This window comes from Streptomyces sp. McG3 (assembly GCF_018619185.1).
Classification (GTDB): domain Bacteria; phylum Actinomycetota; class Actinomycetes; order Streptomycetales; family Streptomycetaceae; genus Streptomyces.
The window spans coordinates 35,425-55,295 of record NZ_JAAXYC010000003.1 but is presented as its reverse complement, the minus strand read 5'-3'; the positions used below and the strand labels follow the sequence as shown (position 1 = coordinate 55,295).

General features: G+C 70.0%; 20 protein-coding genes. 11 read left to right on the top strand and 9 right to left on the bottom strand.

Going from position 1 to position 19,871, the window contains the following annotated elements; genetic code table 11:
• Positions 1-86: 86 nt before the first annotated feature.
• The 4 genes from HET64_RS00980 to HET64_RS00965 all read left to right on the top strand — a co-directional run bounded on the left by HET64_RS00980 (position 87) and on the right by HET64_RS00965 (position 3,292).
• Positions 87-1,211 carry a cystathionine gamma-lyase gene (locus tag HET64_RS00980; protein ID WP_215101188.1) on the top strand — a complete coding sequence of 375 codons (1,125 nt, stop codon included), beginning with the start codon at positions 87-89 and terminating at the stop codon, positions 1,209-1,211.
• Positions 1,212-1,255: 44 nt separating this feature from the next.
• Positions 1,256-1,735 carry an NUDIX domain-containing protein gene (locus HET64_RS00975; RefSeq protein ID WP_010060465.1) on the top strand — a complete coding sequence of 160 codons (480 nt, stop codon included), beginning with the start codon at positions 1,256-1,258 and terminating at the stop codon, positions 1,733-1,735.
• A 119-nt stretch (positions 1,736-1,854) separates the two neighbouring features.
• Positions 1,855-2,382 carry a DUF2269 domain-containing protein gene (locus tag HET64_RS00970; RefSeq protein ID WP_215101186.1) on the top strand — a complete coding sequence of 176 codons (528 nt, stop codon included), beginning with the start codon at positions 1,855-1,857 and terminating at the stop codon, positions 2,380-2,382.
• 4 nt (positions 2,383-2,386) lie between these two features.
• Positions 2,387-3,292 carry a GNAT family N-acetyltransferase gene (locus HET64_RS00965; protein WP_215101184.1) on the top strand — a complete coding sequence of 302 codons (906 nt, stop codon included), beginning with the start codon at positions 2,387-2,389 and terminating at the stop codon, positions 3,290-3,292.
• A gap of 71 nt (positions 3,293-3,363) precedes the next feature.
• On the opposite strand, the gene HET64_RS00960 is transcribed toward HET64_RS00965, so the two are convergent.
• On the bottom strand, positions 3,364-4,575 hold the full coding sequence (locus tag HET64_RS00960; protein WP_215101182.1) for an MFS transporter: 1,212 nt from the start codon (positions 4,573-4,575) through the stop codon (positions 3,364-3,366).
• 140 nt (positions 4,576-4,715) lie between these two features.
• On the opposite strand from HET64_RS00960, the gene HET64_RS00955 reads away from it, so the two are divergent.
• The gene (locus HET64_RS00955) at positions 4,716-5,174 is read left to right on the top strand and encodes a MarR family winged helix-turn-helix transcriptional regulator (protein ID WP_003967850.1); all 459 of its coding nucleotides are present in this window, start codon (positions 4,716-4,718) and stop codon (positions 5,172-5,174) included.
• 50 nt (positions 5,175-5,224) lie between these two features.
• Entirely contained in the window at positions 5,225-5,677 is a 453-nt protein-coding gene (locus HET64_RS00950; RefSeq protein ID WP_215101180.1) for a GNAT family N-acetyltransferase, read from the top strand.
• Positions 5,678-5,758: 81 nt separating this feature from the next.
• Here HET64_RS00950 and HET64_RS00945 read toward each other — a convergent pair whose 3' ends face one another.
• Positions 5,759-7,135, bottom strand: coding sequence for a serine hydrolase (locus HET64_RS00945; protein ID WP_215101179.1), 1,377 nt, complete (start codon positions 7,133-7,135; stop codon positions 5,759-5,761).
• Between the two features lie 86 nt (positions 7,136-7,221).
• The gene (argG, locus tag HET64_RS00940; RefSeq protein ID WP_215101177.1) at positions 7,222-8,670 is read right to left on the bottom strand and encodes an argininosuccinate synthase; all 1,449 of its coding nucleotides are present in this window, start codon (positions 8,668-8,670) and stop codon (positions 7,222-7,224) included.
• A gap of 141 nt (positions 8,671-8,811) precedes the next feature.
• On the opposite strand from argG, the gene HET64_RS00935 reads away from it, so the two are divergent.
• Entirely contained in the window at positions 8,812-9,546 is a 735-nt protein-coding gene (locus HET64_RS00935) for a dienelactone hydrolase family protein (RefSeq protein ID WP_215101250.1), read from the top strand.
• Between the two features lie 301 nt (positions 9,547-9,847).
• Here the strand turns inward: HET64_RS00935 and dnaB are convergent, their stop codons facing one another.
• A complete protein-coding gene (dnaB, locus tag HET64_RS00930) occupies positions 9,848-11,323 on the bottom strand; it encodes a replicative DNA helicase (protein WP_026290418.1) in 1,476 nt (491 codons plus the stop codon).
• 458 nt (positions 11,324-11,781) lie between these two features.
• Here dnaB and HET64_RS00925 point away from each other — a divergent pair, with 458 nt between their 5' ends.
• Positions 11,782-13,119 (top strand): MATE family efflux transporter, encoded by a 1,338-nt coding sequence (locus HET64_RS00925; RefSeq protein WP_215101175.1) that lies wholly within the window; start codon positions 11,782-11,784, stop codon positions 13,117-13,119.
• A 229-nt stretch (positions 13,120-13,348) separates the two neighbouring features.
• On the opposite strand, the gene rplI is transcribed toward HET64_RS00925, so the two are convergent.
• The 4 genes from rplI to rpsF form a co-directional block, all read right to left on the bottom strand.
• Complete coding sequence (rplI, locus tag HET64_RS00920; RefSeq protein WP_003967856.1) at positions 13,349-13,795, bottom strand: 50S ribosomal protein L9; 447 nt, start codon at positions 13,793-13,795, stop codon at positions 13,349-13,351.
• A gap of 18 nt (positions 13,796-13,813) precedes the next feature.
• Complete coding sequence (rpsR, locus tag HET64_RS00915; protein ID WP_003967857.1) at positions 13,814-14,050, bottom strand: 30S ribosomal protein S18; 237 nt, start codon at positions 14,048-14,050, stop codon at positions 13,814-13,816.
• Between the two features lie 43 nt (positions 14,051-14,093).
• Complete coding sequence (locus tag HET64_RS00910; RefSeq protein WP_215101173.1) at positions 14,094-14,723, bottom strand: single-stranded DNA-binding protein; 630 nt, start codon at positions 14,721-14,723, stop codon at positions 14,094-14,096.
• Positions 14,724-14,797: 74 nt separating this feature from the next.
• Positions 14,798-15,088 (bottom strand): 30S ribosomal protein S6, encoded by a 291-nt coding sequence (gene rpsF / locus HET64_RS00905; RefSeq protein ID WP_018957345.1) that lies wholly within the window; start codon positions 15,086-15,088, stop codon positions 14,798-14,800.
• A gap of 332 nt (positions 15,089-15,420) precedes the next feature.
• Between rpsF and HET64_RS00900 the strand changes: the two genes are divergently transcribed.
• The 3 genes from HET64_RS00900 (at position 15,421) to HET64_RS00890 (ending at position 18,176) form a co-directional block, all read left to right on the top strand.
• Complete coding sequence (locus HET64_RS00900) at positions 15,421-15,762, top strand: hypothetical protein (RefSeq protein WP_215101171.1); 342 nt, start codon at positions 15,421-15,423, stop codon at positions 15,760-15,762.
• Between the two features lie 172 nt (positions 15,763-15,934).
• Positions 15,935-17,053: a peptidoglycan bridge formation glycyltransferase FemA/FemB family protein gene (locus HET64_RS00895; RefSeq protein ID WP_215101169.1), complete on the top strand. Its 1,119-nt coding sequence runs from the start codon at positions 15,935-15,937 to the stop codon at positions 17,051-17,053.
• Positions 17,054-17,144: 91 nt separating this feature from the next.
• Complete coding sequence (locus tag HET64_RS00890) at positions 17,145-18,176, top strand: alanine racemase (RefSeq protein WP_003967862.1); 1,032 nt, start codon at positions 17,145-17,147, stop codon at positions 18,174-18,176.
• 40 nt (positions 18,177-18,216) lie between these two features.
• Here HET64_RS00890 and HET64_RS00885 read toward each other — a convergent pair whose 3' ends face one another.
• Positions 18,217-19,731 carry a glycosyltransferase family 87 protein gene (locus HET64_RS00885; protein ID WP_215101167.1) on the bottom strand — a complete coding sequence of 505 codons (1,515 nt, stop codon included), beginning with the start codon at positions 19,729-19,731 and terminating at the stop codon, positions 18,217-18,219.
• Positions 19,732-19,871: the final 140 nt, after the last annotated feature.

The window sequence follows — 19,871 nt, the reverse complement described above, 5'->3', positions numbered from 1 at the left end:
GACCTCCGGGGGAGGCCGCTCCGAGGGTCTCTGGAAGAGTGCGGGGGACACCGGTCCACCACCGGGAGAGCACCGAAGGAGCAGGCATGAGCACCATGGGCGACGGCACGCGCGCGGTACGCGCCGGGCTTCCCGAACCGGAGCAGTTCGGCCCCACCCTGCCCGGCCCGGTCTTCGCCGCGCACTTCCACCTCTCCGGCGAACCGGTGGGTCCCTACACCTACGGCCGGGAGACCAACCCGACCTGGACCCACCTGGAGCGGGCCATCGGCGAGCTGGAGGCTCCCGGTGAGGACGTGGGCACGACCGTGTTCGCCTCGGGCATGGCGGCGATCACCGCGGTGCTGCTCTCCCAGGTCCGCTCGGGCGACGCCGTGGTCCTGCCCGACGACGGCTACCAGGCGCTGCCGCTCGTACGGGAGCAACTGGAGGCGTACGGGGTCGAGGTCCGGACCGCGCCGACCGGCGGCGACGCCCAGCTGGCCCTGCTGACCGGGGCGAAGCTGCTCTGGATCGAGAGCCCGTCCAACCCGGGCCTGGACGTCTGCGACATCCGGCGGCTGGTCGAGGCCGCGCACGCGGCGGGCACGCTGGTCGCCGTCGACAACACCCTGGCCACCCCGATCGGCCAGCGCCCGCTGGAGCTGGGCGCCGATTTCTCGGTCGCCAGCGACACCAAGGGCATGACCGGGCACGGAGACATCCTGCTCGGCCATGTGACCTGCCGCGATCCCCGGCTGACGGCGGACGTACGGCGCTGGCGCAAGGTCGTCGGGGCGATTCCGGGGCCGATGGAGGCCTGGCTCGCGCACCGCTCGCTGGCCACCCTCCAACTCCGCGTCGACCGGCAGTGCACCACCGCCCTCGCTCTCGCCGAGGCGCTGACCAAGCGTGCGGAGGTCACCGGGCTGCGCTATCCGGGACTGTCCACCGACCCGTCACACGTCGTCGCCGGACGCCAGATGCGGCGCTTCGGATCCGTGGTGTCCTTCGAGCTGGCCGACCGGGAGACCGCGGAGCGCTTCCTGTCCGCGCTGCGCCTGGTCGACGACGCGACGAGCTTCGGCGGCGTCCGGTCCACCGCGGAGCGCCGGGGCCGCTGGGGCGGCGACGCCGTCGCGGAGGGCTTCATCCGCTTCTCGGTCGGCGCGGAGGACCCCGAGGACCTGCTCGCCGACGTCGAACAGGCGCTGAACACGGCGGTCCGGTAGGCCGGGGGAGTTTCAGACGGTCCTCCACGGGCCACTCTCTTGCCATGACCGAACGTCCTGTGGTCAAGCGCACCGCACGCGCCGTCCTGCTCGACGGCGACGACCTCATCCTGATCAAGCGCACGAAGCCGGGAGTCGATCCGTACTGGCTCACGCCCGGCGGCGGGGTCGAGCCGGAGGACGCCACCGTCGTCGACGCACTGCACCGCGAGGTCGACGAGGAGCTGGGCGCCAAGATCGTCGACGTGGTCCCCTGCTTCGTCGACACCGTGGAGCACATCGCGGACGGCGGCGTGACGGGAGTGAAGGTCCAGCACTTCTTCGTCTGCCGACTGGCGTCGATGGACGTCTCCCTGCGGCACGGCCCGGAGATCGACGAGCCCACCGGGGAGTACGAGATCGTCCGGGTGCCGTTCAGCCGGGTCGGGATCGCGGCCGTGCACCTCGTTCCGCTGTCGCTGCGGCACTACCTCGACGGCAACATCGAAGGCGTACGGGCGATGCACGCCCCCGACCTGGGCTGACGCCCCCCGAGGCGGGCACGCGCCCCGGACCCTGCCGGGGCACGTACTCCCCAGCGGGTACCCCTGGATACTCCCGCTGCCGGACGCCCCGGGAAGTCCCTCTCGGCATCGTGTTTCACGTGAAACCACTCAAGCGCCCCGTACGCCGAGGAATCCTCGTCGCCCATGTCGCCGTCTCCGTCAGCTGGCTCGGCCTGACCGTCGGCCTGCTGACGCTCGGCATCACCGCGTTCACCACCGGAGATCCGGCCACCGCGGACGCCGCAACCCGGTCCATGAAGATCTACGGGGACTGGCTGGTGGTCCCGGTGGCCCTGCTCGCCCTGGTGAGCGGTCTGGTGCTGTCGCTGGGCACTCCGTGGGGCCTGGCCCGGCACCGCTGGGTGTGGATCAAGTTCTGGCTGACTCTGGTCACGACAGGCCTGTCGATCTTCTCCCTGCGCCCCGGCATCACCACCGCGGTCGCCGACGGAGCGGTGGACATCGACCTCGTGATCGCGCCGTCGGTGGCGACGGCCACCTACCTCTTCATCACCGCGATCTCGGTGCTCAAGCCCTGGGGACTCACCCGGCGCGGCAGGCGGCTGCGGATCTCGGCCAGTTCCGCGAAATCGGTGGACGCGCGATCATCCCGTCAGACAGCCTGACCCCATGCACAGCCCATCACCCCTCTCCCTCGTCGAGCTGCCGATCCGGCGCCTGAACCGGGGAGACCTGGTCCCCTGCGCCGATCTCTGCGAGGACCGCGGCTGGCCACGCGACGAGCACCGGTGGAGCCTGCTCCTCTCGGCCGGCACCGGATACGGGATCGACGCCCCGGACGGCAAGGGCCTGGCGGCGACCTGCCTGACCATGCCGTACGGATCCGGCCTCACCGCGGTCGGCATGCTGCTCGTCGCCGACCGCTACGGACGCCGGGGGCTCGCCCGCCGGCTCATGCGGCACGTGATGGAAGCCGTGGGGGACACCCCGCTCGTCCTGTACGCCACCGAACTGGGACAGCCGCTCTACGAGGACCTCGGCTTCTCCCCCGTGGGCCGGGCCGAACGCGTCGGCGGCCGTTTCGGAGCGGGCGGCCCCGACGGCTCCCCCTCCGTCTCGCCCTCCCCCTCGCCCTCTCGCCCGTCCGTGACCACCCGCCCGGCGGCGGCGGACGACCTGCGGGCGTTGGTCCGGCTCGACCTCTCCGTGTTCGGCGCCGACCGGACGCATCTTCTCGCCCGGCTGCCCGCCTTCTCCGACCGGCTCCAGGTCGCCGAGGAGCACGGCGAGCTGATCGGCTACGCGGCGCTCTGGCCGAGCGGACAGGCCGAGGTGGTCGGGCCGCTGATCGCCCGGGACACGGCCACCGCGCAAGCCCTGATCACGGCCCTGGCCGCCACGACGGACCGGCCACTGCGCACCGACGTCCACGCCGCGCACAAGGAATTGCTCGGCTGGCTGGTGGAGCGCGGGCTGGAGCCGCTCACCGGGACCACCGTGATGACCTACGACATCACGGACCTGCCCGGTGATGCCGCCCGCAGGTTCGCCCCGCTCACCCTCGCGACGGGCTGACGCGAAGCAGCCGCACCGCCACGAGGACGGTACGGCTGCTTCGCGATGTGTGTCCCCGGGGAGCGGGTGACTCAGTGCCGGGCCGCTGCCACGACGGCCGGCTCGGGGCCGCTCCCGGCGACGATCCGGCCCTTACCGGTCTCCCGGCGCTCCAGCAGGCTGGAGAACACGGCCAGGACCAGGGCCGACGCGGCGAGTGCGGCGCCGACCCAGTTGGGGGCGGTGTAGCCGAGGCCTGCCGCGATCACCAGGCCGCCGAGCCAGGCGGAGAGCGCGTTGCCGAGGTTGAACGCCCCGATGTTGACCGCGGAGGCCAGCGTCGGCGCACCCGCCGCCTGGTCGAGAACCCGCTTCTGCAGCGGAGGCACGGTCGCGAAGCCCAGGGCGCCGATCAGGACGATGCTGACAGCTGCGGCGATCTTGTTGTGCGCGGTCACGGTGAACAGGCCGAGGACCAGGGCGAGCGCGCCGAGCGAGACGTACAGCAGGGGCATCAGGTGGCGGTCGGCGAACCTGCCGCCGATCAGGTTGCCGCCCACCATGCCGAGGCCGAAAAGGACCAGCAGCCAGGTGACGGACGAGGCGGAGTAGCCGGCGACCTCGGTCATCATCGGGGTGATGTAGGTGATCGCGGCGAAGACCCCGCCGAAGCCCAGGACGGTCATGGCCATCGCCAGCAGGACCTGGACGTTGCGGAACGCGGCCAGCTCGTGGCGGATGCGCACGCCTTCGGCCCTGGGCTGCTCCGGGACGAGCTTCGCGACGCCGAGCAGTCCCGCGACGCCCAGAGCGGCGACGAGGAGGAACGTGGTCCGCCACCCCGCGGTCTGTCCGATGAACGTGCCCAGCGGAACGCCGACGACGTTGGCGACGGTGAGCCCGGTGAACATCATCGCGATGGCCCCGGCCTTCTTCTGGGGGGCGACCAGACCGGCCGCGACCACCGAGCCGATGCCGAAGAAGGCACCGTGCGCGAGGGAGGCGATCACCCGTCCGGCGAGCATGACTCCGAAGACGGGGGCGAGCGCGGACACCACGTTGCCCACGATGAACAGCCCCATGAGGAGCATCAGCATGCGCTTGCGGGTGACACGGGTGCCGAGCAGCGTCATCAGCGGTGCGCCGAGCACCACACCGAGCGCGTAGCCGGTCACCAGGAAGCCAGCGGTCGGGATCGAGACCTGGAAGTCACCGGCGACCTCGGGGAGCAACCCCATGATCACGAACTCGGTCGTCCCGATCCCGAATGCCCCGATGGCGAGGGCGAGGAGCGCGAGCGGCATGGGTTTCACCTTCCCTGAAGATTGCGTCTGCGCCTTACAAGCGTCCACAATAATTGCAGACGCTGGCTAATTGCAAGCGCGGGCTATTGCAGACGTCCCCTATCCTGGAGTCACGCAGCTCCCGCCCGGAGGAGAGAGACATGACAGCGACCGACCCCGCCCTGACCGCCATCGCCCAGAGCTGGTGCGCGCTCTCCCTGCTCCACGGAAAGATCGAGGCCCGGATCGAGCGGGCCCTCCAGGCCGGCCACGGGCTCAGCGCACGCGAGTACTCCCTGCTCGACGTGTTGAGCCGACAGCACAACGGCACCGGCGGGCATCTCCAGATGAAGCAGGTCGCCGACGCCGTCGTCCTCAGCCAGAGCGCCACCACCCGGCTCGTCACCCGGCTCGAGGACCGGGGGCTGCTGACCCGCTACCTGTGCGACACCGACCGTCGCGGCATCTACACCGACGTCACCGAGGCCGGGCTCACGCTGCTGGAGGCCGCCCGGCCGACGAACGACACCGCACTGCGGGCGGCACTGGACGAGGCGGCCGAGAACCCTGAGCTCGCTCCTCTGGTCAGGGCCGTCGAAGAGCTCAAGGTCCCGGTCTGACCGAGCCTGATCGGCGCGACACCCCCCGGGGCCGTCCTAGGATGCCGATCATGAGTGATCTCGCCATACGCCTCGCCGTCCCGGACGACCTGCCCGCAGTGGTCGCGATGCTCGCCGACGACCCTCTCGGTGCTCAGCGCGAGTCACCGGACGACCTCGCCCCCTACCAGGAGGCCTTCCAGCGGCTGGCCGACGACCCGAACCAGCACGTGGTCGTCGCCGTTCGCGAGGACCGAGTCGTCGGCACACTGCAACTCACCGTCGTCCCGGGGCTGTCCCGCCGCGGCGCGACGCGCTCGATCATCGAGGGGGTCCGCATCCACGCCGACGAGCGCGGCAGCGGCCTCGGCACCCAGCTCATCCAGTGGGCGGTGGACGAGTCCCGCCGCCAGAACTGCCAGTTGGTGCAGCTGACCTCGGACGTCACCCGTGAGGACGCGCACCGCTTCTACGAGCGGCTCGGCTTCACCGCCAGCCATGTGGGCTTCAAGCTGGCGCTCTGAAGGGCGCGGACGGTAGGCGTTTCACGTGAAACGCGGGTGGGCGTTTCACGTGAAACGCCCACCCGCGACCCGGCCGGAAGCTCAGCCGGCGAGCCCGCGCCAGCCCTCCGCGTCCACGCCGCCGGGCACGGCCGCGCCCGCCTCGTACGGCTCCCGGGTGAAGACGAACGAGCCGAGGTCGAGGTGGTCCACCGTGCCGTCGTCCTTGCGTACGACGCGCAGGGTCTCCCCCGCGTAGTAATCGTTCCGGCCCGTCCAGGTGCCGTCCGGACCGTACGTGAAGGCCGCGCCCCGTCCCTTGCCTCCCAGCGGCGTGAGCTGCAGGCCCCGGTCCTGCGTGAGCCTCAGCGTGACCGGGTGGGTGCCCCAGTGCCAGATCCCGGTCAGCGCGAGCAGCTCGTCGTCCACCTCGGGCAGCGGGCGCCAGGGCTCCGGGATCCGCGGCTCGGCCTCGGCCACGATCCCCAGGAGTTCGGCGGCCACCGTCGCGGCGGGCAGCCCCGAGGTGACGTTGGCGAGAACGACCGCGGCCACGTCGTCGTCCTCGCTGACCCAGAGGCCGGCGACGAACCCGGGAAGCGATCCCGAGTGCCCGAAGAGCACGCGCTCTTCGCCCCCGACGATCTGGAGTCCGAGACCGTAACCGCTGCCGCCCGTCTCGGCCGGTGCGGCGGGCGTCCGCATCTCCTGTACGGAGGAGGCCGACAGGACCCGGTCGTCGCCCTCGGTCAGGAAGGCGGCGAACCGCAGCAGGTCGGCCGCGGTGGACCAGAGCTGACCGGCGGGCGCCATGATCCCGAGGTCCTCGGCGGGTTCGCTCAGCATGACATCGGCCCAGGGGTGGACGGCCCAGCCGCCCGCGTGCGGAGCCACGGGCCCACGCGTCGTGCGGTGCATACCCAGCGGCTCCAGGATCTCGCGGCGCAGCGCCTCCTCCCAGGAGACGCCACGGACCGCTTCCACCAGTGAACCGAGCAGGGTGTAGCCAGGGTTGGAATAGTGATGGCGATGACCGGCCGGATGCCTCTGCGGCCGGTCGCCCAACACGTCGGCGAGCTCGGGCCGCAGGCCGCCGGGCGTCCGCTCCCACCAGGGGGCGGGTGCTTCGGCGCCCAGCCCCGCGCTGTGGCCCAGCAGCTGAAAGACGGTCACCCCGCCCGCCACCGTGCCGGGGAGGTGCTTCTCCAAGGGGTCGTCCAGGTCGATCAGGCCCTCGTCCCGCAGCCGCAGAACCAGAACGGCGGTGAACGTCTTGGTGATCGAACCGATCCGGTACTGCGTATCGGCGTCGGGAGCATGCCCCTCGACGCACGTACGCGCCCCGCTCCAGGCCGTACGGCCCTGCCGCCGCACCGCGGCCACGAGGGACGGCGCGCGGCCGTCCCTCTGGGCGACGGCGATGCGGTGCAGCAGGGCGCGTCGGGTACCGGGAAGCAGGTCTGCGTCGCTGGAAGTCATGGTCCAACCCCTACCCGACGCAGGGCTCCCTGACGAACCCTTTTCCGCGGAGTCGCGGCCCGGACCAGGGCCGACGACGCTCCCGGTCAGTCGGTGCCGAACTCCATCGCGGCCTGGTCGAGCATCTCTTCGCCACCGGACACCCTGCCGCGTGAGGCGATGACCTCGGCGCCGCCCTGCGGCATCGCGCCGATCAGTCCGGTCGAGGCCGCCTGAGCGGCGCCGATGAGGGCGGGATGGGTCGATCCGACCATGCCGAGGCCGGCGTACTGCTCAAGCTTGGCGCGCGAGTCGGCGATGTCGAGGTTGCGCATCGTGAGCTGGCCGATCCGGTCCACCGGACCGAACGCGGAGTCCTCGGTGCGCTCCATCGACAGCTTGTCCGGGTGGTAGCTGAACGCCGGTCCGTCGGTGTCCAGGATCGAGTAGTCGTCACCACGCCGCAGCCGCAGCGTCACCTCCCCGGTGACCGCCGTGCCGACCCAGCGCTGGAGCGACTCGCGGATCATCAGCGCCTGCGGGTCGAGCCAGCGGCCCTCGTACATCAGCCGGCCGAGCCGCCGACCCTCGTTGTAGTAGTTGTCCAGGGTGTCCTCGTTGTGGATCGCGTTGACCAGCCGCTCGTACACCACGTGCAGCAGCGCCATCCCGGGGGCCTCGTAGATACCGCGGCTCTTGGCCTCGATCACCCGGTTCTCGATCTGGTCGGACATGCCCATGCCGTGCCGTCCACCGATCGCGTTCGCCTCCATCACCAGGTCGACCGGGGTGGCGAACTCCTTGCCGTTGATCGTCACCGGGCGGCCCTGGTCGAAGCCGATCGTCACGGTCTCGGCAGCGATCTCCACCGCGGGGTCCCAGAACCGCACGCCCATGATCGGCTCCACGGTCTCGATGCCGGCGTCGAGGTGCTCCAGCGTCTTGGCCTCATGGGTGGCGCCCCAGATGTTGGCATCGGTCGAGTACGCCTTCTCGCTGCTGTCGCGGTAGGGCAGCTCGTGGGCGATCAGCCACTCCGACATCTCCTTGCGGCCGCCGAGCTCGGAGACGAAGTCCGCGTCCAGCCAGGGCTTGTAGATCCGCAGGTGAGGGTTGGCGAGCAGCCCGTAGCGGTAGAACCGCTCGATGTCGTTGCCCTTGAACGTCGATCCGTCGCCCCAGATCTGTACGTCGTCCTCCAGCATCGCCCGGACCAGCAGGGTCCCCGTGACGGCACGGCCGAGCGGCGTCGTGTTGAAGTAGGCGCGCCCACCCGACCGGATATGGAACGCGCCACAGGTGAGCGCGGCCAGTCCCTCCTCGACCAGCGCCGCACGGCAGTCGACCAGGCGCGCGACCTCGGCACCGTAACTCGACGCGCGCCCGGGCACCGAGGCGATGTCGGGCTCGTCGTACTGGCCGATGTCGGCGGTGTAGGTGCACGGGACGGCACCCTTGTCGCGCATCCACGCGACGGCGACCGAGGTGTCGAGACCGCCGGAGAAGGCGATGCCGACACGCTCGCCGATGGGCAGGGAGGTGAGAACCTTAGACATAGGAAGAGTATGCATTTCGATGCATGATCATGCAACACGACGTCCAGGTGCGGTGGCCCGGCAGCGGAGCGAGGTGGTCGAATGCTCCGGAAGTCAGCGCCGCGGACGACAGCGGCGAACTCCCAGGAAGGAAGATCCACCATTCCCACCAAGACCGTGCAGATCCCCACCACGGACGGCCTGGCCGACGCCTTCGCCGCCTACCCCGAACAAGGCGAGCGGCATCCGGGGGTGCTGATGTACGCGGACGCCTTCGGCATCCGTCCCGTACTGCGGGAGATGGCCCGCGAACTGGCCGGGCACGGCTACTACGTGCTCGTCCCCAACTTCTTCTACCGGAACGGCCCGACACCCGTCGTCGATCTTCCCGAGCACATCGCAGAAGAGGACCGGCCCGCGCTCATCGGCCGGCTGATGCCCCTGATCGAGGCACACACCGCCGAACGCGTCGCGCGCGACGCGGACGCCTACCTCACGTACCTCTCGGCCCAGCCCGAGGTGGACGCCGGACCGGTCGCGGTGACCGGTTACTGCATCGGCGGCCTCCTGGCGACCCGTACCGCCGCGGCCCACCCCGGACAGGTGGCCGCCGTCGCCGCGTTCCACGCCCCGGTCGCCGCCGACGGGCCCGACAGCCTGCGCCGCCTCACCGCCGAGGTCCACTTCGGCCACGCGGCGACGGACATCACGCCCGAGGCGCTCGGCGAGCTCAACGGGTTCCTGGACGCCGCGGGCGTCGGCTACACCTCCGAGATCTACCCCGGCACCGTCCACGGCTTCACCATGTCCGACACCGACGCCTTCGACCCGGCCGGACTGCGGCACCACTGGGACCGCCTGCTTCCGCTTCTCGCCCGCGCCCTGGTGAAGGTCTGAGGGGCGGAGCCCCTCCGGGGCCCCGGACCTCGCGCCCGAGCTCCGGGGCCGACGACCGCACCCTCAGAAGATATTTCGGGCACGACATGCGCAGAGTGGACGGCCTGCCCAGGCTGCTCCGCGTACCGCGCCTGCTCGGCGATCCGGCTCCGCCCTCGACCGTGGCCGGACTGAACCCCTTTCCCCATCCCTTTCCCTGATGAGCCAGGAGTTCCCTGGACCCGGGGGGCCGGGTGGGTCCGGACCGATCGGGGCGGGGAAAGGGACCTCGGGCACACATGCCCGCACGGGCGGCGATCCGTCAGGTCTGCGCCATGTCCACGAAGCGGGAGTAGTGCCCCTGGAACGCCACGGTGATGGTGGCCGTCGGACCGTTACGGTGCTTGCCGACGATGATGTCCGCCTCGCCCGCGCGCGGCGACTCCTTCTCGTACGCGTCCTCGCGGTGGAGCAGGATGACCATGTCGGCGTCCTGCTCGATGGAACCGGACTCACGCAGGTCGGACACCATCGGCTTCTTGTCCGTGCGCTGCTCGGGACCACGGTTCAGCTGCGAGAGCGCGATCACCGGGACCTCCAGCTCCTTGGCCAGCAGCTTGAGGTTTCGGGACATGTCCGAGACCTCCTGCTGACGGCTCTCGGAACGCTTCGATCCACCGGCCTGCATCAGCTGCAGATAGTCGATGATCACGAGCTTGATGTCGTTGCGCTGCTTGAGCCGGCGGCACTTCGCGCGGATCTCCATCATCGACAGGTTGGGGGAGTCGTCGATGTACAGCGGAGCGGCCGAGACCTCGGGCATCCGGCGGGCGAGCCGCGTCCAGTCCTCGTCCGTCATGGTGCCGGACCGCATGTGGTGCAGGGCCACCCGTGCCTCGGCCGACAGCAGACGCATCGCGATCTCGTTACGCCCCATTTCGAGGGAGAAGATGACGCTGGGCAGGTTGTTCTTGATCGACGCGGCGCGCGCGAAGTCCAGCGCCAGCGTGGACTTGCCCATGGCGGGGCGGGCCGCGATGACGATCATCTGGCCGGGGTGCATGCCGTTCGTCAGGGCGTCGAGGTCCGTGAAGCCCGTCGGCACACCGGTCATCTCGCCGCTGCGCGACCCGATGGCCTCGATCTCGTCGAGCGCGCCCTCCATGATGTCGCCGAGGGGGAGATAGTCCTCACTGGTGCGCTGCTCGGTGACCGCGTAGATCTCGGCCTGCGCGGAGTTGACGATCTCGTCGACGTCCCCGTCGGCCGCGTATCCCATCTGCGTGATCTTCGTGCCCGCCTCGACCAGTCGCCGGAGCACCGCCCGCTCGTGGACGATCTCCGCGTAGTACGAGGCGTTGGCCGCGGTGGGCACGGACTGCACCAGGGTGTGCAGATACGGTGCTCCGCCGACCTTGGTGATCTCCCCGCGCTTGACCAGCTCGGCGGCTACCGTGATCGGGTCGGCCGGCTCGCCCTTGGCGTAGAGGTCGAGGATCGCCGTGTAGACGGTCTCGTGGGCGGGGCGGTAGAAGTCGTGCCCCTTGATGATCTCCACGACGTCCGCGATGGCGTCCTTGGACAGCAGCATGCCGCCGAGGACCGACTGCTCGGCGTCGAGATCCTGGGGCGGCACCCGCTCGAACCCGGGGGAGCCGCCCTCCCAGGCCTCGTCCGAGCCGCGGTCGTGGCGGTCCTCACGCCCCTTGCGGTCCCCGCGACGCTGACGGGAGACGGGCAGACGGTCCCCGGGACCGGTCTCGGTCCAGGGGTCGTCCAAAGGCTCGGGAATGCTCACCGGGCCGCCTCCTCCCGTCCGCATCGCGGACCTAGCCGTGCCACTCTTTCTTACGGCACGGCACCGACAAACAGGTCGCCCGACTCCACTTCCGGCGCATCTGGTTCGGTGGATTCCGGTGCCGGAACGGAGTGCGGGCGCCGCACCACGGTAGGCCCCTCCGCACCGTCAGCCAATCTGGTTATCCACAGGGCATGTGGACGACGGACCAGATGCTGTGGAGAACCCTGCCGAACCTGTGCACGGACCGGGGGACAGCACTGTGGACAAACTCATAGCGATAGCGGCGTGACCATCCTGACCTGCGCATTCTCCATCCACTGACTGTGGGGGAGAAAAACTTTCGCCCTCATTTCAAGATCACCGCAAACGGCGCGGGAGGGAAGGCCCCACCGGGGCACAAGTAAGGGCCGTAGACCAATTGCATCTCTTACCTGTGGAAGATTAGATTGACCCTCATGACCAAGGCCCCCGCGACCCCGAAGAACGGCCGCCGACGGCACGACCGCGAGATCATCTCCCTGGCCGTCCCGGCATTCGGCGCACTCGTCGCCGAGCCCCTGTTCGTGATGGTCGACAGCGCCGTCGTCGGCCACCTCGGCACCCCGCAGCTGGCCGGCCTCGGCATCGCCGCAGCCCTCCTGATGACGGCCGTGAGCATCTTCGTCTTCCTCGCCTACGCGACCACGGCGGCCGTCGCCCGCCGCGTGGGGGCGGGCGATCTCCCCGCCGCCATCCGCCAGGGCATGGACGGCATCTGGCTCGCCCTGCTGCTCGGAGCGGCTGTCGTCGCCCTCGCGATCCCGACGGCCCCGTGGCTCGTCGACATCTTCGGCGCGTCCGACACCGCGGCTCCGTACGCCATCACGTATCTGAGGATCTCCATCCTCGGCATCCCGGCCATGCTCGTCGTGCTCGCCGCCACCGGTGTCCTGCGCGGCCTCCAGGACACCCGCACCCCGCTGTACGTCGCCATCGGCGGTTTCACGGTGAACGCCGCCCTCAACGTCACCCTCGTCTACGGTGCCGGGCTCGGCATCGCCGGATCCGCCTGGGGAACGGTGATCGCCCAGGTCGGAATGGCCGCCGCCTATCTCGTCGTGGTGATCCGCGGAGCCCGAAGGCACAACGCCTCCCTGCGCCCCGACGCGGCCGGCATCAGGGCCAGCGCACGGGCCGGCGTGCCTCTGCTGATCCGGACCCTGTCCCTGCGCGCCGTCCTGATGATCGCCACCGCCGTCGCCGCCCGGCTCGGGGACGTCGACATCGCCGCGCACCAGATCATCCTCTCCCTCTGGAGTCTGACCGCCTTCGCGCTCGACGCCATCGCCATCGCCGGGCAGGCGATCATCGGCCGCTATCTGGGGGCGAACGACGAGAAGGGCGCCCGTGAGGCCTGCCGCCGCATGGTCGAGTGGGGTATCGGCTGCGGCATCGCGCTCGGCGTCCTGATCGTGCTCGCCCGCCCTCTCTTCATCCCGCTTTTCACCAGCGACCCCTCGGTGAAGGACACCCTGCTCCCCGCGCTCCTGGTCGTGGCGGTCTCCCAGCCGATCGCCGGCGTGGTCTTCGTCCTGGACGGCGTCCTGATGGGAGCCGGCGACGGACGCTATCTCGCCTGGGCGATGCTGGTGACACTCGCCGTCTTCGCACCCGTCGCGCTCCTGGTGCCCTCCCTCGGCGGCGGGCTCACCGCGCTCTGGTGGGCCATGACGCTGATGATGACCGTCCGCCTCATCACGCTCTGGCTGCGTACCCGGTCGGGCCGGTGGATCGTCACCGGAGCCACGCGCTGATCCGTATGCCTCACGGCCTGTTTCACGTGAAACCGGCGCCCCGTTTCACGTGAAACAGGCGGCCCGTGTCACGTGAAACCGGCCGCCCGTTTCACGTGAAACACCGTGCATCCCGAGGCGGGAAGTCCGGGACCCGAGTCCTGTAGACGGAGAAGACAGGGTCGCAGGAGACAGAAAGGGCCGCACCCCATGGGGTGCGGCCCTTCACTGACTCAGCTGAGCTCTGCCCTTAAGCAGCAACGACCTCGACGCCGAGCTTCGCTGCGACCTCGGGGTGCAGACGGACGGACACCTGGTGTCCGCCGAGCGTCTTGATCGGCGAGCCGAGCTCGACGCGACGCTTGTCGACGTCGGGACCACCGGCGGCCTTGATCGCCGCAGCGACGTCGGCCGGGGTGACCGAGCCGAAGAGACGGCCGGCGTCGCCGGAGCGAACAGCCAGACGGACCTTCACGCCCTCGAGCTTGGCCTTGATCTCGTTGGCCTGCTCGATCGTCGCGATCTCGTGGATCTTGCGGGCGCGGCGGATCTGCGCCACGTCCTTCTCGCCGCCCTTGGTCCAGCGAATGGCGAAGCCACGCGGAACCAGGTAGTTACGGGCGTACCCGTCCTTGACGTCGACGACGTCGCCGGCGGTGCCGAGGCCGGAGACCTCGTGGGTGAGGATGATCTTCATGCTCTTGTCACCCTTCCCTTATCGCGCGGTGGACGTGTAGGGCAGCAGCGCCATCTCACGGCTGTTCTTGACAGCCGTGGCGACGTCACGCTGGTGCTGCGTGCAGTTGCCGGTGACGCGGCGGGCACGGATCTTGCCGCGGTCGGAAATGAACTTCCGCAGCATGTTCGTGTCCTTGTAGTCCACGTACTGGGTCTTGTCCTTGCAGAACGCGCAGACCTTCTTCTTAGGCTTGCGCACAGGCGGCTTCGCCATGGTGTTTCTCCTGTGTGATCAAGAAGTGGGGGTACGAGCAGCCCTAGAAGGGAGGCTCGTCCGAGTAGCCGCCGCCAGAAGAGGCACCGCCGGAACCGCCGGAACCGCCGGAGCTTCCGCCCCAGCCGCCCCCGCCGCCCTGCTGTCCCCCGCCGCCCTGGCCGCCTGCCGGCGCGCCGGTCGCCCACGGGTCGTCGGCGGGTGCACCGCCGCCGCCCTGCTGGCCACCGCCACCGGGACCGCCGCCCCAGTTGCCGCCGCCCTGCTGGCCGCCGCCGTATCCACCCTGGCCGCCCTGACCACCGCGACCGGTGGTCTTGGTGACCTTGGCCGTGGCGTTCTTGAGGCTGGGGCCGACTTCCTCGACGTCCAGCTCGTAGACCGTGCGCTTGACGCCCTCACGGTCCTCGTAGGACCGCTGCTTCAGCCGGCCCTGCACGACGACGCGCATGCCTCGCTGAAGCGACTCCGCGACGTTCTCCGCCGCCTGACGCCAGACCGAGCAGGTGAGGAACAGGCCTTCGCCGTCCTTCCACTCATTGGTCTGCCGGTCGAAGATGCGGGGAGTGGACGCGACACGGAACTTCGCGACCGCCGCACCGGACGGGGTGAAGCGCAGCTCGGGGTCGTCGACGAGATTGCCGACGACCGTGATGACGGTCTCGCCTGCCATGGGTGAACCTCTCGGCGGGGATTGCTTCTGGCTGCTTGCTGCTACTCGGACCCGAAAACCGCTGAGCTAGAAGCTCAGTGGATCTCGGGACGGAGGACCTTGGTCCGGAGGACCGACTCGTTCAGGTTCATCTGGCGGTCGAGCTCCTTGACGACCGCAGGCTCGGCCTGCAGGTCGATGACCGAGTAGATGCCCTCGGGCTTCTTCTTGATCTCGTAGGCGAGCCGACGACGGCCCCAGGTGTCGACCTTCTCCACCTTTCCGTCGCCCTCACGGACGACGGAGAGGAAGTTCTCGATCAGCGGGGAGACTGCTCGCTCCTCGAGATCGGGGTCGAGGATGACCATCACCTCGTAGTGACGCATGTGGAACCCACCTCCTTTGGACTCAGCGGCCACGGTCGTTCCGTGGCAGGAGGGTCGTGATGCGTGTTGCAACGGCGTTCCCGAGGAGAACACCCAGCACGGACAATCCGCTCCCGAACGATCCCGGAGACGGGGTTCGGGCGAAGGCTCGCCGTGCTGGCCTGGGCAGACACCGGTGCAGACCGTACAGACTACCCGTAGACCGGCTTCCGGTTGAAATCAGGAGCTCAGAGGGCACAATCGAGACAGATGCGGTGTGAGAGGCGCTACACCCGCAGCGGTGCGCGTGGCGCTGGATCCACCCGCCCATCCGTCCGGCCAGGAGGTACTCCATGGCACAGACCATCCGCCCCGCCGGCTCCCGGTCCCCGACCGGCCGCCGCGCCACCGGTTCACTCTTCGCGACGGACGGCAGACCGCACCCCGTCCAGGACGTCCTGATGGTGGTGACCGGGGTGCTCGGCGTCCTCGCGTTCGTCACGGCGATGTTCCACCATCTGCACCTGATCAGCTCATGGGCCGGGCTCATCGGGATTCTGACCGGGGCCTACGGCCAGTACATCTCGAAGACCACCTGGGAGCGGTTCGGCCTGATCATGGGCCTCGGCGCCTCCGCGGTCGGCTTCTACCTGGGCATGGCCCACGGCGGTCTCTTCGGCGGCGTGATCACCTGACCGGAGCACCGGCCGGAGCACCGGCCGGCGCGGGTGCCCGGGCGCCCGCGCCGGTCCGCCGTACGTTCCGGGCCCCCGGGGCCAGGCCGGGCGCCCCTCGGTCACAGTAGGCTTCGGCGCGAGAGCCGGAGCCCCTGACCGATGGGGACACACCTGCCGAGGAGCGCCCCGCATGAGCCTGACCCTGAGGACCATCAGCCGAGAGCAGCATCTGGCGTACATCCAGAGCCTGCCCTCGGCCAGTCACTGCCAGGTCCCGGCGTGGGCTGATGTGAAGACCGAATGGCGCTCGGAGAACCTGGGCTGGTTCGACAAGAACGGCGAGATCGTCGGCGCCGGCCTCGTCCTGTACCGCCAGCTGCCCAAGATCAAGCGCTACCTGGCGTACCTCCCCGAGGGCCCGGTCATCAACTGGCACGCACCGAACCTGGACGACTGGCTCCAGCCGATGCTCGCGCACCTCAAGCAGCAGGGCGCCTTCTCCGTGAAGATGGGGCCGCCGGTGGTCATCCGCCGCTGGGACTCGGCCGCCATCAAGTCCGGCATCCAGGACCCGGACGTGAAGCGCCTGCGCGACGTCGAGGCCACGCACATCGAGCCGCGCGCCTTCGAGGTCTCCGACCGGCTGCGCAAGATGGGCTGGCAGCAGGCCGAGGACGGCGGCGCCGGATTCGGTGACGTCCAGCCCCGCTACGTCTTCCAGGTGCCGCTGGCCAACCGCTCGCTCGAAGACGTCCTCAAGGGCTTCAACCAGCTGTGGCGCCGCAACATCAAGAAGGCCGACAAGGCCGGCGTCGAGGTCGTCCAGGGCGGCTACGAGGACCTGGCCGAGTGGCAGCGGCTCTACGAGATCACCGCCGTGCGCGACCACTTCCGGCCGCGCCCGCTCTCGTACTTCCAGCGCATGTGGACCGTCCTCAACTCCGAGGACCCCAACCGGATGCGCCTCTACTTCGCCCGGCACAACGGCGTGAACCTCTCCGCCGCCACCATGCTGGTCGTCGGCGGACACGTCTGGTACTCCTACGGCGCCTCCGACAACATCGGGCGCGAGGTCCGGCCGTCCAACGCGATGCAGTGGCGCATGCTGCGCGACAGCTACGCGATGGGCGCGACCGTCTACGACCTGCGCGGGATCAGCGACTCGCTGGACGAGACCGACCATCTCTTCGGCCTGATCCAGTTCAAGGTCGGCACCGGCGGCGAAGCAGTCGAGTACGTCGGCGAGTGGGACTTCCCGCTCAACAAGCTGCTCCACAAGGCGCTCGACATCTACATGTCGCGCCGCTGATCCGCTTCACTCCCCATTGGGCCGCACACATCTCGGCACACACCGTTCGTTCCTGATTCACCGCAGCCACCAGAAAGGTTCCGGGCCGGCCATGGCGCTCTCCCTCTACGTCGACACCGCGCGCTGGCGGGCGCACCAGAAGTCCGTGATCGACCAGTTCCCCGGTCTCGTACCCGTCTGCAAGGGCAACGGCTACGGCTTTGGTCACGAGCGCCTCGCCGACGAGACGATCCGCTTCGGATCCGACACCCTCGCCGTCGGGACGACCTACGAAGCGGCCCGGATCAAGGACTGGTTCAGCGGCGACCTGCTCGTCCTGACCCCGTTCCGGCGCGGTGAGGAGCCCGTGCCCCTGCCGGACCGCGTCATCCGGTCCGTCTCCTCCGTCGACGGGGTGCACGCCCTGGTGGGCGCCCGCGTCGTCATCGAGTGCATGAGCTCGATGAAGCGCCACGGCGTCAAGGAGGAGGAGCTCGGGCAGCTGCACGCGGCGATCGAGGACGTACGGCTCGAAGGCTTCGCCCTGCACCTGCCGCTGGACCGCACCGACGGCTCCGACGCCGTCGAGGAGGTCATCGGCTGGATGGACCGGCTGCGCGCGGCCCGGCTGCCGCTGCACACCATGTTCGTCAGCCATCTGCGCGCCGAGGAGCTGGCCCGGCTCCAGCAGCAGTTCCCCCAGACCCGGTTCCGCGCCCGTATCGGCACCCGGCTCTGGCTCGGCGACCACGAGGCCACCGAGTACCGGGGGGCCGTCCTGGACGTCACCCCCGTCGTCAAGGGCGACCGGTTCGGCTACCGCCAGCAGAAGGCCGCCTCCGACGGCTGGCTGGTCGTCGTGGCCGGCGGTACGTCCCACGGGGTCGGCCTGGAGGCGCCCAAGGCGCTGCACGGCGTGATGCCGCGGGCCAAGGGCGTCGCCCGCGCGGGGCTGGCCACGGTCAACCGCAACCTGTCGCCGTTCGTCTGGGCGGGCAAGCAGCGGTGGTTCGCCGAGCCGCCGCACATGCAGGTGTCGATCCTGTTCGTGCCCTCGGACGCCCAGGAGCCCCGGGTCGGTGACGAGCTGGTCGCCCATCTGCGCCACACCACCACGCAGTACGACCGGCTCGTCGACCGCTGAGCCGCCCGGGCGCGGCCTGAACGGCCGCGCCGGGCCCCGGTCAGCCGTCCCGGGTGGGCGCGACGCCCCACTCCACCTGTGGTCCCGTGACCGCCGGGGCCTCGTGTCCGGACGGACGGGCCTCGGGCGCCAGCACGAACGCGTCCGGAGCCCCGTCGAGGACACCGCCCGACGGGTCGTCCGACCCGTCCCGGCGCACCGGGTCCTTCTCCGGCTGCAGGATGTCCCGGACGATCAGCGCGCACAGGTACAGCGTGCCCAGCAGATGCAGGGCGATCGCGACCTGGTAGCCCTCCTGCGGCAGCCCCTGGTGCTTGTCCCCGCCGCTGGTGTAGGCGAGGTAGAACCAGATCCCGAGGAAGTACATGACCTCGCAGGCCTGCCAGATGAGGAAGTCGCGCCAGCGCGGCCGGGCCAGGACGGCCAGCGGGATCAACCAGAGCACGTACTGCGGTGAGTAGACCTTGTTCGTCAGGATGAACGCGGCCACCACCAGGAACGCCAGTTGGGCGAAGCGCGGCCGGCGGGCCGCGGAGAGCGCCAGGCCCGCGATGCCCGCGCAGAACACGACCATCAGGACGACCGACGCGGTGTTGACCGTCTCCACGTCGATGGGCTTGCCGGTGCGCTGGGTGATGATCAGCCAGAACGAACCGAAGTCGATCGGCCGCTCCTGGCTGAACGTGTAGAACTTCCGCCATCCCTCGGGGGCGAAGAGCATCACCGGCAGATTCACCACCAGCCAGGCCGCTCCCGCGCCCAGCAGCGCCGTCCCGAACTCACGCCACCTGCCCGCCCGCCAGCAGAGCACGAGGAGGGGGCCGAGCAACAGGACGGGGTAGAGCTTGGCGGCCGTGGCCAGGCCGATGAGGATGCCGAACGCGAGCACCCGGCCCCGGGACCACATGAGCATCGCCGCGGCCGTCAGGGCGACGGCCAGCAGGTCCCAGTTGATGGTCGCGGTGAGGACGAACGCGGGGGCCAGCGCGACCAGGAGGCCGTCCCAGGGGCGACGGCGGTGCGTGCGGACGGTGCACACGGCGATGACGACCGCGCAGATCATCAGCATGCCCGCGTTGACCATCCAGTACATCTGCTCGCGCTGCTGGATGGGGTCGCTGTCCGGCGTCAGCGTCAGCCAGGACGCCACCTGCATGAACACCCCGGTCAGCACGGGGTACTCCAGGTACTGCATATCGCCGCTCAGCCGGTCGAAGTACGGCACGAGACCGTCGGCGAACCCGCGCCCCATGAAGAGGTGCGGAATGTCGGAGTAGCAGGCGTGGGTGTACTGCGAGGTGGCCCCGCGGAACCAGGCCCATTCGTAACAGGGGATCTTCTGCACCATGCCGAGGGCGAACATCCCGATCATGACCAGCGCGACGACGCGCACGGGCGTGAGCGGGCCGTCGCCGAGCCGCGCCCAGCGTCCCACCCGGCCGCCGAACAGCTCGCTGCCGGCCGCCGCGACCTCGTCCTGATCGGTAGGCCGCACGACGGGCCGCTCCTGGTGCACGCTCGTGTCTTCTGCGCTGGGGCTTGGCATGCCGCACATCCTGCCGTACGGGGCTGTGCCCGGGGCAAGGACCGCCCGGGGGACACGGACACGGATCCGGGATGCCGCGTGCCCCCGCCGGGAACACGAGAGGGCCGCCGTACCCGGGTGGGTACGGCGGCCCTCGCCGCTGTGCCGGA

Bases quoted from the DNA above. Each gene is read 5' to 3' on its own strand.
- HET64_RS00980 (WP_215101188.1), top strand. From the start codon at position 87: ATGAGCACCATGGGCGACGGCACGCGCGCGGTACGCGCCGGGCTTCCC.
- HET64_RS00975 (WP_010060465.1), top strand. From the start codon at position 1,256: ATGACCGAACGTCCTGTGGTCAAGCGCACCGCACGCGCCGTCCTGCTC.
- HET64_RS00965 (WP_215101184.1), top strand. From the start codon at position 2,387: ATGCACAGCCCATCACCCCTCTCCCTCGTCGAGCTGCCGATCCGGCGC.
- HET64_RS00960 (WP_215101182.1), bottom strand. From the start codon at position 4,575: ATGCCGCTCGCGCTCCTCGCCCTCGCCATCGGGGCATTCGGGATCGGG.
- HET64_RS00955 (WP_003967850.1), top strand. From the start codon at position 4,716: ATGACAGCGACCGACCCCGCCCTGACCGCCATCGCCCAGAGCTGGTGC.
- HET64_RS00950 (WP_215101180.1), top strand. From the start codon at position 5,225: ATGAGTGATCTCGCCATACGCCTCGCCGTCCCGGACGACCTGCCCGCA.
- HET64_RS00945 (WP_215101179.1), bottom strand. From the start codon at position 7,135: ATGACTTCCAGCGACGCAGACCTGCTTCCCGGTACCCGACGCGCCCTG.
- argG (WP_215101177.1), bottom strand. From the start codon at position 8,670: ATGTCTAAGGTTCTCACCTCCCTGCCCATCGGCGAGCGTGTCGGCATC.
- HET64_RS00925 (WP_215101175.1), top strand. From the start codon at position 11,782: ATGACCAAGGCCCCCGCGACCCCGAAGAACGGCCGCCGACGGCACGAC.
- rplI (WP_003967856.1), bottom strand. From the start codon at position 13,795: ATGAAGATCATCCTCACCCACGAGGTCTCCGGCCTCGGCACCGCCGGC.
- rpsR (WP_003967857.1), bottom strand. From the start codon at position 14,050: ATGGCGAAGCCGCCTGTGCGCAAGCCTAAGAAGAAGGTCTGCGCGTTC.
- HET64_RS00910 (WP_215101173.1), bottom strand. From the start codon at position 14,723: ATGGCAGGCGAGACCGTCATCACGGTCGTCGGCAATCTCGTCGACGAC.
- rpsF (WP_018957345.1), bottom strand. From the start codon at position 15,088: ATGCGTCACTACGAGGTGATGGTCATCCTCGACCCCGATCTCGAGGAG.
- HET64_RS00900 (WP_215101171.1), top strand. From the start codon at position 15,421: ATGGCACAGACCATCCGCCCCGCCGGCTCCCGGTCCCCGACCGGCCGC.
- HET64_RS00895 (WP_215101169.1), top strand. From the start codon at position 15,935: ATGAGCCTGACCCTGAGGACCATCAGCCGAGAGCAGCATCTGGCGTAC.
- HET64_RS00890 (WP_003967862.1), top strand. From the start codon at position 17,145: ATGGCGCTCTCCCTCTACGTCGACACCGCGCGCTGGCGGGCGCACCAG.
- HET64_RS00885 (WP_215101167.1), bottom strand. From the start codon at position 19,731: ATGTGCGGCATGCCAAGCCCCAGCGCAGAAGACACGAGCGTGCACCAG.